Source organism: Paenibacillus sp. LBL (assembly GCF_029893715.1).
GTDB classification, from domain to species: domain Bacteria; phylum Bacillota; class Bacilli; order Paenibacillales; family Paenibacillaceae; genus Paenibacillus_AQ; species Paenibacillus_AQ glucanolyticus.
Window position 1 is genome coordinate 1 of the sequence record NZ_JARXYU010000011.1, and the last position, 13,178, is coordinate 13,178.

Genomic DNA, 13,178 nt, shown 5'->3' on the forward strand with positions numbered 1-13,178 from the left:
CGCGCCTCAGCGTCAGTTACAGCCCAGAGAGTCGCCTTCGCCACTGGTGTTCCTCCACATATCTACGCATTTCACCGCTACACGTGGAATTCCACTCTCCTCTTCTGCACTCAAGTCCCCCAGTTTCCAGTGCGACCTGAAGTTGAGCCCCAGGTTTAAACACCAGACTTAAAGAACCGCCTGCGCGCGCTTTACGCCCAATAATTCCGGACAACGCTTGCCCCCTACGTATTACCGCGGCTGCTGGCACGTAGTTAGCCGGGGCTTTCTTCTCAAGTACCGTCACTCTCATAGCAGTTACTCTATGAGACGTTCTTCCTTGGCAACAGAGCTTTACGATCCGAAAACCTTCATCACTCACGCGGCGTTGCTCCGTCAGGCTTTCGCCCATTGCGGAAGATTCCCTACTGCTGCCTCCCGTAGGAGTCTGGGCCGTGTCTCAGTCCCAGTGTGGCCGTTCACCCTCTCAGGTCGGCTACGCATCGTCGCCTTGGTGAGCCGTTACCCCACCAACTAGCTAATGCGCCGCAGGCCCATCCCCAAGTGACAGATTGCTCCGTCTTTCATTATCACATAATGCTATGTAATAAATTATCCGGTATTAGCTACCGTTTCCGGTAGTTATCCCAGTCTTGAGGGCAGGTTGCCTACGTGTTACTCACCCGTCCGCCGCTAACCATCAGGAGTGCAAGCACTCCATCAAGTCCGCTCGACTTGCATGTATTAGGCACGCCGCCAGCGTTCGTCCTGAGCCAGGATCAAACTCTCCAAAAAGGTTTGACTTGCTCATTTAGAAACTGACGAGAATTTGTTCAATTCTCTATTTCAACGTTCCACCGAAGTGGTCCGTTTTACTCACTCGTTGTTCAGTTTTCAAAGATCAACTTCTTCGTTGTCGGTGCTTCTCGTTCGCACCAGCAACTCTTATAATATATCACACTCTCAAGTACTTAGCAAGCTTTTTTTTGAAAAACTTTCTTTCAATGAAAGCTGCGATATATATCCGCTCAGAAGCGGCAAGAAATAATATATCACAGCATTCTTATGTAGGTCAACCCTTTTTTTAAAACTAGGAAATGACTTCTTCTATATAGAGCTGTCGCTGCTGCACCAGATTGATAATCTCCCCTTGAACCGATACCATCGGCCTTGTCGGATGCTGGCTGTCGGTAAATACAATTTCCCCTGAGCTGCCATTGCTTAGACGCACCCTGGTTCCTGAATGCAAGGCTGTCACTTTATGAATGAAGGTCTGAACGATCTTCGGATCCAGTTTGCCGAAGGCTTCAAGCTGAATCTGTTCCAGCACTCGATACGGAGACTGGGCATTCCGATAAAACTTGTCCAGGGTCATCGCATGAAAGATATCCGTTACGGCTACGATTTTGGCATAGATATGAATCTTATTCCCTTCAAGACGAAGCGGATAACCTGAGCCATCTACTTTTTCATGATGCTGCAGGGCCGCGAGCCGCACCCCTTCATTCACCGCCGCCACATTCTTAAGGATCTGATATCCGTAAGTTGTATGCTGGCGCACTTCCTCGTTCTCTTCTTCGGTTAGTTTGGAAGGTTTGTTTAACACAATCGGATCAATTTTAGCATTGCCGATATCATGCAGCAGTCCCGCAAAAGCCACTTGCATCCAGTCTTTCTGCGGAAGCCCTACCCACTGTGCCAGCTTATATGAAGAAAGGGCACAGAGCACAGCGCTGTGATACCGGTAATCATGACGATTTGTCATGCGTGGAATAAATTTGAGAATATGATAATCCTGCTGATGCTTCAATAAATTATCCAGCTGATTACGAACCTCATACATTCGAAGCTCGCCCGTTATTGCAGATTGATAACAGTTTTTGACCAAGATCATGGTTTTGTCGTACTCTTCGTGCAGGGGAAGGTCTTTTCGAACGGGTGCCTCTTCGGTCCCATCCCCCTGCTGACTCCCTGTAAAAATCAGCGACGGCTTCTGCCCTGCAGATTTTACAGTTGGTATTCTTGTACTATCTCCTTCTACAGACTCTACAGCAACCTGATCCACCATAAAAGCTTTGAGTACTTCCAGATCCCGCGGAAGCAAGACCTTTCCTTTTTGAAGCAACAATCCTCCAAGAGGCGTGTGCACATCTTTAGCCAGCTTCACACCGGCCACCACTTCATTCACGGCTTTGATCGTCATGATCAACCCTCTCCATCTATTAGGCTGCACCATGGCAGCAAACTTCACCTTATATTATACATATTATAGTTCGACTTCCGCAGCCTGTACAATACCAATTCCCTGAATTTGTAATCCAAAAGCACAAAAAAAGAGCATAGATGCAAATCTGCATCTATACCCTCTTACTTCGTTATTCTTCAGTTGCCTCTGTCGGCGTTGTGTCGCCGTCCTGGCCTTCTTCATCTTCATCATCCGGTTCCGGATCATCGCTCTTATCCGCACGGCACACCGTACCAACAGAATCGTCCTCACGGATGTTGATCAATTTCACACCCTGAGCATAACGGCCCATGGTGGAGATGCCTTCCATGCTAGTACGGATAATGGTACCGCTAGACGTAATGATCATGAGATCTTCTTCCGATTTCACGACCTTCAATGCTACAACCGGTCCATTCTTCTCCGTAATATTAATCGTCTTGATCCCTTTACCGCCACGGGTCTGGCTGCGGTAATCACTCGCTGGCGTCCGCTTGCCGTAACCTTTGGTCGTTACAATGAGGATATCAAGCTCCCGATCCACAACGTCCATGCCGATGACTTCGTCATCGTCATCCAGCGTAATCCCTTTTACGCCTGTCGCACTTCTTCCCATCGAGCGCACATCGCTCTCCTTGAAGCGGATGGACATTCCCTGCGCCGTTCCTATAATGATCTCCTGCTGACCGTCTGTCAGCTTGACCTCAATCAAGGAATCATCCTCGCGCAGGTTAATTGCAATCAGACCTCCCTTGCGGATATTCACATAATCCTCAAGCGGGGTTTTCTTGACAACACCTTGGCGTGTGGCAAAGAACAGGAAATTATCGCTATCAAAGTTCTCCACCGGGATCACGGCATTAATCGATTCACCCTGCTCAATCTGAATCAGGTTGATGATCGGTGTTCCGCGTGCCGTACGACTAAGCTCCGGAATCTCATAGGCTTTCAGTCGATACGCCTTCCCTTTGTCCGTGAAGAACATGAGGTAATGGTGAGAATTCGTCACGAAGAGATGCTCAACAAAGTCCTCGCTCTTCGTGTCCATCCCCACGACGCCACGTCCACCCCGCTTCTGGCTGCGATACGTGTTCGCAGGCAGACGCTTGATATAACCGGTATGCGTAATGGTGATGATCACTTCTTCCCGTGGAATCAGATCCTCATCCAGGATGCTGTCTTCCCCAACCGTAATCTCTGTACGGCGCTCGTCGGAGAAGCGCTCTTTAATCTCTTGAAGCTCATCATTGATGATCTGAAGCACAAGATGCTCGTTCGCCAAAATTTCGCGCAGTTCCGCGATTTTGGCAAGAAGCTCCTGGTATTCATTCTCAATTTTCTCGCGTTCGAGACCAGTCAGACGCTGCAAACGCATATCCAGAATGGCCTGCGCCTGCTCTTGACTGAGACCAAAACGTTCAATCAAGCCCTCGCGAGCGGCCTCTGTCGTCTGGGACGCACGAATGAGCGCAATGACCTCATCAAGGTGATCCAGCGCAATCCGCAAACCTTCGAGGATGTGGGCACGCGCTTCCGCCTTTCTGAGTTCGAACTCGGTACGGCGGCGAATAACGATGACTTGGTGCTCCAGATAGTAGAACAACACGTCCCGCAGGTTCAAAATTTTCGGCTCATTGTTAACAATGGCAAGCATGTTAATACCGAAATTCGACTGCATGGCCGTATGTTTATAGAGGTTATTCAACACGACATTCGGGTTGACATCCCGGCGCAGCTCAATCACGATCCGCATACCGTTACGATCCGATTCATCCCGGAGATCCGTAATTCCGTCAATCCGCTTGTCACGAACCAACTCGGCAATCTTCTCGACCAGACGAGCCTTGTTCACCTGATATGGAATCTCATGAACGACAATGCGCGCCTTGTTGTTATTCTCTTCAATCGTTGCCTTCGCCCGCATCGTAACGGAACCGCGACCGGTGCGATAGGCTTGACGAATACCTTCACGTCCAAGGATAAAACCCGCTGTAGGGAAATCCGGACCTTGGATATATTCCATCAGCTCCATCGGTGTGATGTCAGGATTACGAATCATCGCCTGAACCCCATCGATAACTTCACCAAGATTATGAGGTGGAATATTGGTGGCCATACCTACTGCGATTCCTGATACGCCGTTTACCAGCAAGTTAGGATAACGCGCAGGAAGAACAACCGGTTCATGTTCCTCACCATCATAGTTTGGAGCAAAGTCTATAGTCTCTTTATTAATATCACGCAGCATTTCCATGGCAATTTTCGATAAACGCGCCTCTGTATACCGCATAGCCGCTGCCATATCGCCGTCAATGGAACCGAAGTTTCCGTGACCGTCAACAAGCATGTAACGCATGGAGAAGTCCTGCGCCATCCGAACCATGGATTCATAAACTGCGGAGTCACCGTGAGGGTGGTACTTACCGATAACCTCGCCAACGATTCTTGCCGATTTCTTATGCGGTTTATCCGGGGCCATTCCGAGTTCAGACATCGCATATAAAATACGACGGTGTACTGGCTTCATTCCGTCCCGTACATCCGGCAAAGCCCGGCTGACAATGATGCTCATCGCGTAATCCATAAAGGACTCGCGCATCTCGGTACCAATGTCCCGATCTTTGATTTGGGAGAAATTTTCTTCCGCCATGCTGGACCTCCTTCATTTTCCTATCAACCATGCCTTGATCTATGTGAAAAAAGCAGAATAGTGATCAGAAACCTAGAAACGCACTAACCTTTATTATATTACTTTCACAAACCGCGCACAATTAAACCCGGGATGGATAGTGAAAGAATGATTTTTGCCCGGATACCGGGATATACGCCCTGTCCTCCGTGCCGCTTTTCACATACAATGCATTGCAAAGAACTTTTTCGAATCATCACATCTTTATATTATACCACTGTTTGTCATACTTGTCCTATGTTTTCCGGGTGCAGCCTCTCTTGCTGGAGTCGGTCCAAATCTTTCATATGAGCTCGGATAAACATGACCTTTTGTTACGAGACAGGCAAAATCCTGTCACACATCACACGGCCGGAAAGGATGAAGATGGTTGGCTATACAACGCGTTGCAAGTAAATGGGCGAAAACGAAAATACTCTTGAACAATAAAGGTCTCGCCTCTTATATTCCCTCTACCCGCCAATATTCTATGGAGGCGCTTGAAGATATGCTTAATACGCACACGCTTGTGTATATTAAGCCGGATCGGGGGACCTACGGCATCGGCGTCATGTCAGTCGAACAGCTCCATTCCCTAAACGCTGAACCTACCGGGACCTCAACTGCTTCCTACAGGCTTCGTTATGACCAAAAGAACGATGTGTTTACCTCCCTCGAGAGTCTCCATAAAACACTGAACGCTCTGTTTCAAGGCCAAGAGTATCTGATTCAGCAAGGGATTCATCTTCTTCGTCATAAAGGGCGCCCCTTCGATCTTCGAGTACTTACACAGAAGAGTCCATCGGGTCAATGGGTGAGCACGGGCATTATTGGCCGGGTGGCAGCCAAGAACAAAATCATTACCAACCACCATAGCGGCGGCGTTGCCCAACACTATAAACCGCTGATGATTGAGCATATGACAGCACAAGAAGCAGAGAACATCCGAAGAGAGCTGAATGTGCTCGGGGTTAACGTCGCGGCTCAGCTGCAGAAATCCTATCCCAATCTGAAAGAGATCGGTCTTGACGTTGCCATCGATGAACGGTGGAACATCTGGATTTTGGAGGTTAATACTAAACCTGCACTATTCCCGTTCAAGAAATTTTTCAAAGATCCAAGCGTCTATAAACAGGTTAAAAAATATGCTGACGCCTACGGTCGCAAGTTATCCAGCAAGAAAAAAGCGAACTAACTTCTACTGTCGTACGATTCGGTCCTGATAAAGCTTGAACGATTTGTATAACAAGATCGTGAGAATCATATTCCCTGATGATAAAGCAATGTTGGCAAAAAAATAAAGGGGCCCCCAGGCCATCAAAGACCTTGGGATGCCCCTTTTGGCTTACATCCGTTTATACGTCCAAATTCCGGACCGTTTTTGCATGCTCTTGAATGAAATCTCGACGCGGCTCAACGTTGTCGCCCATCAGGGTATCAAACAATGTATCTGCCAGGATTGCATCCTCGATTGTCACCTGAAGCATGGTACGGCTCTCAGGATCCATTGTTGTCTCCCACAGCTGGCCGGCGTTCATCTCACCGAGACCTTTGTAACGCTGTACGTTGATTTTGACGTTCTCGCCGAATTCCTTAATGATCTCGTCACGCTCTTTCTCACTGCCGGCATAACGGATCACCTTGTTGCGCTCGACTTTAAAGAGCGGCGGTTGAGCGATATATATATATCCCGCTTCTACCAGCTTACGCATGTAACGGTAGAAGAACGTCAGCAGCAGGGTACGAATATGCGCACCGTCGACATCGGCATCGGTCATAATGATGATTTTGTGATAACGGGCTTTGGACAGATCGAAATCCTCTGCAATCCCCGTACCCAGAGCCGTAATAATCGCCCGGATTTCGGCGTTGGACAAAATGCGGTCAAGCCGCGCTTTCTCCACGTTGAGGATTTTACCACGCAGTGGCAAAATGGCCTGGAAATGTCGGTCGCGCCCCTGCTTGGCGGATCCGCCGGCAGAGTCACCTTCGACGATGTACAGCTCACTGATGGAAGCATCCTTGGAGGAGCAGTCAGCCAGTTTACCTGGCAGAGCACTCACTTCAAGCGCACTCTTCCGGCGTGTCATCTCCCGGGCTTTACGCGCAGCTTCACGCGCACGCGATGCCTGGAGCGCCTTCTCCAAAATTCGACGGGACACCGACGGATTCTCCTGCAGGAACTCCTGCAGCTTCTCAGCGAACAAGGACTCCACAATACCACGCACTTCGCTGTTGCCTAGCTTGGTTTTGGTTTGTCCTTCGAACTGTGGCTCCGGCACCTTGACCGAAATAATGGCCGTCAATCCTTCACGTACATCATCACCTGACAGGTTGTTGTTGTTATCCTTGATCATCCCGGTTTTGCGGGCATAGTCATTGATAATCCGAGTGAGCGCACTCTTAAAGCCGGATTCATGCGTCCCACCTTCGTGCGTATTGATGTTATTCGCAAAAGAGTAAATATTCTCGGTGTAACTGTCGTTATACTGAAGCGACACTTCAACCTGAATATTGTCCCTTGAACCCTCAACATAAATAGGATCTTCGTGCAGAGCTTCCTTCTTCTCATTCAGGAACTTGACGTATTCAATGATTCCGCCCTCGTATTTGAAAAAGTCGGACGCACCCGTACGTTCATCCGTCAGTGTAAGTGCAATGCCCTTGTTCAGGAATGCCAGCTCACGGATCCGTGTTAGCAGGGTGGTGTACTCATATACCGTCGTTTCCGTGAAAATCTCCGGATCCGGCAGGAAGGTTACGGTTGTGCCGTGCTCATCGGAATCACCGATGACTTTGATGTCATATTGAGGTACGCCGCGATGATATTCCTGCTGGTAGATGTGTCCGTCACGTTTAACCTGAACCACGACTTTAGAAGACAGTGCATTCACAACCGAAACGCCGACGCCATGCAGACCGCCGGATACTTTATATCCGCCGCCGCCAAATTTACCGCCGGCATGAAGGACGGTCATAACGACTTCCAACGTCGACTTCTTCAGCTTGGCGTTCTCACCGACCGGAATTCCGCGCCCGTTATCGATAACCGTTACACTGTTATCCTCATGGACAATAATCTCGATATGGTCGCATATTCCCGCCATCGCTTCGTCAATACTATTGTCCACAACTTCCCATACCAAATGATGCAAACCCTTGGCACTGGTAGATCCGATATACATCCCCGGACGTTTACGAACGGCTTCCAATCCTTCCAGTACCTGAATCTGATTCTCATCATATGTCGGTTGATTCATAGACATGCGTTCACCTACTTCTACAGATTCTGTTATGCCTGAGCTACAAAATGATTCGCTCGTTTCTTAAGCGTTGCAGAGGAGATCGGGGAGTAATAGACGATCGTTTTCGTCACCACAATGGATTTCGGATCTTCTTCGCCAATCATCTCCACGACTTTATGCTGCTGGGCATGCGTGACGAACTGCTTGGAGATCTTCGAAGATTTCTCTATCGAGATATCAAATATCCCAACCAGCTCTGACGAACGGATGATCTTCTCTCCGCCCAAATGAATATACATATGGAATCACTCCTTAAGAGCCCACCTGTCCATCATGGACATGAAAAATGCTGGCACCCTTCAATTTGTCGGTATTCAAACTCTCAATTCCCGTCGCCGTGATGAATGTCTGCACTTTGCTCTGGAATGTCTCGATCAATTGTGTCTGCCGGTACGGATCCAATTCAGACAGCACATCATCCAGAAGCAGCACCGGATATTCACCGATCTCTTCCTGTATCAGCTCAATTTCAGCCAGCTTCAAAGATAGCGCCGTCGTCCGCTGCTGGCCTTGGGATCCATACGTTTGGACTTCTTTGCCATTAATATAAAAAGCCAGATCATCTCGATGAGGACCTGCCAATGTCATACCACGCCGTATTTCTTGCTCTTTCATTTGTGATAATTTTATCATAAATGTCTCAAATAAGACAGCTTCATCTTCTTCCTCCGCGTCAGCAAAGGACGGAAGGTAGTGCAGCGAGAGATCTTCGAGGCCGTTTGTGATGCCCTGATGGATGCTTTCGGCCCACTTTTGCAGCTTTTTTATAAATTGTTTCCTCTTCTTGACGATTTTAACACCATGTTCTGCCAATTGGCTGTTCCAAATGTCCAGCATCGCTTGCTCGGCGCTGCCTTTTCCCCATAATTGCTTCAGCAGATTGTTGCGCTGCACAAGCACCTTCTGGTATTGCTGCAGATGAAACAGGTAGCTTGGGGCCACCTGCCCGATCTCCATGTCAAGAAACCGGCGGCGAACCCCCGGCGTGCCTTTGACAATCTCCAGATCCTCGGGCGCAAACATCACGACATTGAGCGAGCCGATGAAATCGCTGAGCTTCCGCTGCTCCAGCCCGTTAATCTTTGCCTTCTTCCCCTGCTGAGACAGACTCAGCTCAAGCTTTAAGGCGCCATACTTGCGATCGATCTCTGCCGAGACATGGGCATGCGATTGCTCGAATCCAATCAATTCGCGATCCTTGGAGGTGCGGTGGCTCTTCGTTAAAGCCAATACGAAGAGCGCCTCCATCAAATTCGTTTTTCCTTGCGCATTGCGTCCGATAATCAGATTGACATCACCAAACGCCTCAAGCTGCAGCTTCTCATAGTTGCGATAGTGCTGCAGGCTGACATTTTTGACAAACAAGCTTATCCTCTCCCTCGTCTTCCGCGCTTAGCGCCAAAGCGGCTGCGGGAGGCTGTCTATTGTGCTGCCACCTGAAACGTTCCGCAGTCCTCCACCTTGATGATGTCGCCGGGAACCAGTTTGCGTCCGCGCCGCTCTTCCTTTTCGTCGTTGACCAGGACTGCTCCTTCCTGCAGCAGAGCCTTTGCCATTCCACCTGTGGATACGCAATCTGAAAGCTTCAGGAACTGATCCAGCTTGATATATTCACTGTGGATAAATATTTGCTTCATGACTTCGTCCTTTCATCCCTATCAACATGGGGATAACTTTAATTGGCCGTACGGTACGGCAGAATAATATATTGGCTCTTGCTGTCGTCCAGCGGCTTCAGAACGATCGGGCTCATCACGCCCATAAAAGCGATCATCAGCTGTTCACTCTCAACTACCTTCAACACATCGAGCATGTACTTTGAGTTAAACGAGATGCGCAGCGGCTCCCCTTTGAAATCAATCAAATCCAATTCTTCACGCACTTTACCGAGCTCCGATGAGCTGGAGGAAATTTCAATGCCTCCGTGTTCCATCGTTTGCAGGAGGACAATGTTCGTTTTTTCCTCTTTGGAGAGCAGATAGGCACGATCGATCGACTCGCTCAATTTTTTTGTGTCCAAAACAAGTTCTGTTTTATGCGATGTTGGAATAATTCTAGAAGTATCGGGATAAATTCCATCGAGTATACGGGAATAGAACAGAACACGGTCAATTTTAAATAATACCTGATTATCTGCCACAACGATATCTACAAGTGTATTTTGGTCCGGAATGATCTTGCTCAGCTCATTGAGTGTTTTGCCTGCAATAACGACATTGTTGAACGAAATGTCCTGAGTCCCCTCAAGCTGTGCTGAACGCGTAGCCAAGCGGTGACGGTCCGTAGCGGTAAATTTCAGCTCGTTATCGTTAAGATTCCACAATACCCCTGTCAAAATAGGCGTTGTTTCATGGGTGGAGATCGAAAATACCGTTTGCTTGATCATATTTTTCAGCAGATCCCCGGGTATAGACACGGTTTGGCTGTCTTCAATGTTGGGCAATACCGGGAATTCTTCGGGATCCAAGCCGACCATCTGAATTTCCGTTGCTCCTGAAGAAATAAAGGTTTGGAAGTTGTCTTTAACCTCCATCTGAATTTCTTGGGAAGGCAGTTTCTTGATGATTTCAACGAAAAATTTAGCCGGCAGCACAACACTACCAGGCTGCTCTACTTGCACGATCGTATGTTTCTCATCTTCCGAAGGAATAAACGATTGAATGGAAATATCAGTATCGCTAGCGGTTAGTGTAACACCTGAATAAGTGACGTCCAGTTTAATGCCGCTGAGGATCGGGATTGTGGTTCGGCTGGAAATCGCCTTCGATACGTGTTGAATGGATTCGTTTAATACATTTTTTAATATGCTGATTTTCATCAATTTCACTCCTTACGGAAAAATGAGAGGGGTTTTTATCACGTGGCGAATGCCATGATGATCCCCCTCTTTATGGTTAATTTATTTATTAATTATTATTAGTAATAGTAATAGGGGCACTGAATATGTGGATAAGCCCCAGAAAAGGCATAAAATTAAGCCTATCCACATGTGTATAGATTGTGCATAGGCTTTGAACTTGTTCAGGATGGATTTTTGATTTTCTCTGTAAGATTATTGACCACTTTGAAAAGCTCCTGGTCATTTTTCAGAGATTGGGTAATCTTCTCATGGGCATGTATGACAGTGGTATGATCCCGGCCTCCGAATGCCTCTCCGATCTTGGGAAGAGAGTAATCGGTCAATTCGCGGGACAAGTACATGGCAATTTGCCGCGGAAACGCGACGGCTTTGGTCCGTTTACGGGCTTTGAAGTCTTCGAGCCTCAGGTTGTAATACTCGCCAACCTTCTGCTGGATGTCCTGAATCGTAATCATTCTCGGCCGGCTGGACGGGATGATATCCTTCAATGCCTCAGCTGCCAGATGTGTTGTAACGTCCTGATTGGTCAGGGAGGAATAAGCAACTACACGGATAAGGGCACCTTCCAGCTCTCGAATGTTCGTATCGATCTGATTCGCGATATACATCATGGCTTCGTTCGGGATATCCAAATTCTCGGCCTTCGCCTTCTTGCGAAGGATGGCGATCCGTGTCTCCAGATCCGGCGGCTGAATATCGGTGATTAGTCCCCATTCGAACCGGGAACGGAGCCGTTCTTCCAGCGTCGGAATCTCCTTAGGCGGACGGTCACTGGATATGATAATCTGCTTCCGCTCTTCGTGCAGGGCATTGAACGTATGGAAAAATTCCTCCTGCGTCGACTCTTTGCCTGCCAGGAACTGAATGTCGTCAATAAGCAGAATATCGACGCTGCGGTACTTGTTGCGGAAGCTTTCAGCGCGGTTGTCCCGAATGGAGTTGATGAATTCGTTGGTGAATTTCTCGGAGGAAATGTACACGACTTTGCTGCTGGGATTGTGCTCCAAAATATAGTGGCCGATGGCATGCATCAAGTGTGTTTTTCCAAGCCCTACCCCACCATATAGGAATAATGGGTTGTACGCCTTAGCCGGAGCTTCGGCAACAGCGAGTGAGGCAGCATGTGCAAATCGGTTGCCCGAACCGATAACAAACGTGTCAAACGTATACTTCGGATTCAGCATATGGGACTGAATTTCTTCCCCGGATATCTCAAGCGGCGGCGATGGCTGCTGCAGCACAGGTTCGTGTCCTTTTGCCTCTTCAATAACAAAGCGAACATCAACCTGCTTGCCCACCACCTCCAATACAGTTGCACTAACCAGCTTGGTGTATCGGCTCTCCAGCCATTCCACCGCAAATGTTGTCGGTGCAGAAATGACGACGGAGTGATCGTTAATGGTCAATGCCTTCGTAGCTTTAAACCAAGTGTCAAAACTCGGTTTGCTCAGCTTGGTTTGTATAATCGATAATATTTCTTGCCATAATTCGGAAGTATGGCTTTCCAAAACTGTCACTCCTTTAAATCTTCCAAATGTGGCTAGAGCCATGTGTGGAAATGTCGAAAGAAAATGAATGATGTCTAATTATCCCCAGAACTAAACCCTGTGGAAACAAAAAAATATGGATAAATTGAAATTGTTCACAACTTTATCCACAGCCTGTTGATAATATTATAGCTTCATTCACATATTCACAACCAAAAGTAATATCATCATAGCAAAAGAAGGCCTTATTTTCAATGTATGTCGCTAATTTATCCACAAATTCAATACGTTGTGCATAATTATTATTCACACCACTATATATTGTTTATAATCTGTTTAGCTTTCGACATCATCGGCTTCAAAGCGCGAAAAATTATTCACAGGTTGTCCGATTCGCAAGCAGAATTTTCTTCTCTCACCATCTGTTCATAACTTTTGGTTGAATGTTCTAGCAGTAAATAAATCGACCAAAGGTGAAAAATGGCTGTGGATAGTCCTCGATGAAATCGAAAGATTTCAATTTGAGGGCTTTTTTTGATAGGGATATTGTGGTTTTGCATTTATGATGAGCTGTATAAACTATCAAATCGATGCATCTCATGAGTAGAACTCACATTGGCAGGTTTATATTACGCTGGATGTTGCTAGGGGCTGG

At 47.6% G+C, this 13,178-nt stretch carries 9 protein-coding genes and 1 rRNA gene; 1 reads left to right on the forward strand and 9 read right to left on the reverse strand.

All coding sequences use genetic code 11. The features are described 5' to 3' along the window. The 3 genes from M2277_RS20770 to gyrA form a co-directional block, all read right to left on the reverse strand. Positions 1 to 774, reverse strand: a 16S ribosomal RNA gene (locus M2277_RS20770); the annotation flags it as partial. 295 nt (positions 775 to 1,069) lie between these two features. Continuing rightward, positions 1,070 to 2,182, reverse strand: coding sequence for an HD-GYP domain-containing protein (locus M2277_RS20775; RefSeq protein ID WP_280755477.1), 1,113 nt, complete (start codon positions 2,180 to 2,182; stop codon positions 1,070 to 1,072). A gap of 172 nt (positions 2,183 to 2,354) precedes the next feature. After that, a complete protein-coding gene (gene gyrA, locus M2277_RS20780) occupies positions 2,355 to 4,853 on the reverse strand; it encodes a DNA gyrase subunit A (RefSeq protein WP_036640567.1) in 2,499 nt (832 codons plus the stop codon). Between the two features lie 409 nt (positions 4,854 to 5,262). Here gyrA and M2277_RS20785 point away from each other — a divergent pair, with 409 nt between their 5' ends. Then, positions 5,263 to 6,066, forward strand: coding sequence for a YheC/YheD family protein (locus M2277_RS20785; RefSeq protein ID WP_036640566.1), 804 nt, complete (start codon positions 5,263 to 5,265; stop codon positions 6,064 to 6,066). Between the two features lie 160 nt (positions 6,067 to 6,226). Here M2277_RS20785 and gyrB read toward each other — a convergent pair whose 3' ends face one another. The 6 genes from gyrB to dnaA form a co-directional block, all read right to left on the reverse strand. Further along, positions 6,227 to 8,137, reverse strand: coding sequence for a DNA topoisomerase (ATP-hydrolyzing) subunit B (gyrB, locus tag M2277_RS20790; RefSeq protein ID WP_036640565.1), 1,911 nt, complete (start codon positions 8,135 to 8,137; stop codon positions 6,227 to 6,229). Positions 8,138 to 8,163: 26 nt separating this feature from the next. Next, the gene (gene remB, locus M2277_RS20795) at positions 8,164 to 8,415 is read right to left on the reverse strand and encodes an extracellular matrix regulator RemB (protein ID WP_006207389.1); all 252 of its coding nucleotides are present in this window, start codon (positions 8,413 to 8,415) and stop codon (positions 8,164 to 8,166) included. A 13-nt stretch (positions 8,416 to 8,428) separates the two neighbouring features. Further along, a complete protein-coding gene (gene recF / locus M2277_RS20800; protein WP_006207388.1) occupies positions 8,429 to 9,541 on the reverse strand; it encodes a DNA replication/repair protein RecF in 1,113 nt (370 codons plus the stop codon). Between the two features lie 56 nt (positions 9,542 to 9,597). Then, a complete protein-coding gene (yaaA, locus tag M2277_RS20805) occupies positions 9,598 to 9,813 on the reverse strand; it encodes a S4 domain-containing protein YaaA (RefSeq protein ID WP_006207387.1) in 216 nt (71 codons plus the stop codon). Positions 9,814 to 9,851: 38 nt separating this feature from the next. Next, complete coding sequence (gene dnaN / locus M2277_RS20810; protein WP_006207386.1) at positions 9,852 to 10,994, reverse strand: DNA polymerase III subunit beta; 1,143 nt, start codon at positions 10,992 to 10,994, stop codon at positions 9,852 to 9,854. Positions 10,995 to 11,197: 203 nt separating this feature from the next. After that, positions 11,198 to 12,544, reverse strand: coding sequence for a chromosomal replication initiator protein DnaA (gene dnaA / locus M2277_RS20815; RefSeq protein WP_006207385.1), 1,347 nt, complete (start codon positions 12,542 to 12,544; stop codon positions 11,198 to 11,200). Positions 12,545 to 13,178: the final 634 nt, after the last annotated feature.

Coding starts and splice junctions, on each gene's coding strand:
- yaaA (WP_006207387.1), bottom strand. CDS start 9,813: ATGAAGCAAATATTTATCCACAGTGAATATATCAAGCTGGATCAGTTC.
- dnaN (WP_006207386.1), bottom strand. CDS start 10,994: ATGAAAATCAGCATATTAAAAAATGTATTAAACGAATCCATTCAACAC.
- M2277_RS20775 (WP_280755477.1), bottom strand. CDS start 2,182: ATGACGATCAAAGCCGTGAATGAAGTGGTGGCCGGTGTGAAGCTGGCT.
- remB (WP_006207389.1), bottom strand. CDS start 8,415: ATGTATATTCATTTGGGCGGAGAGAAGATCATCCGTTCGTCAGAGCTG.
- gyrB (WP_036640565.1), bottom strand. CDS start 8,137: ATGTCTATGAATCAACCGACATATGATGAGAATCAGATTCAGGTACTG.
- gyrA (WP_036640567.1), bottom strand. CDS start 4,853: ATGGCGGAAGAAAATTTCTCCCAAATCAAAGATCGGGACATTGGTACC.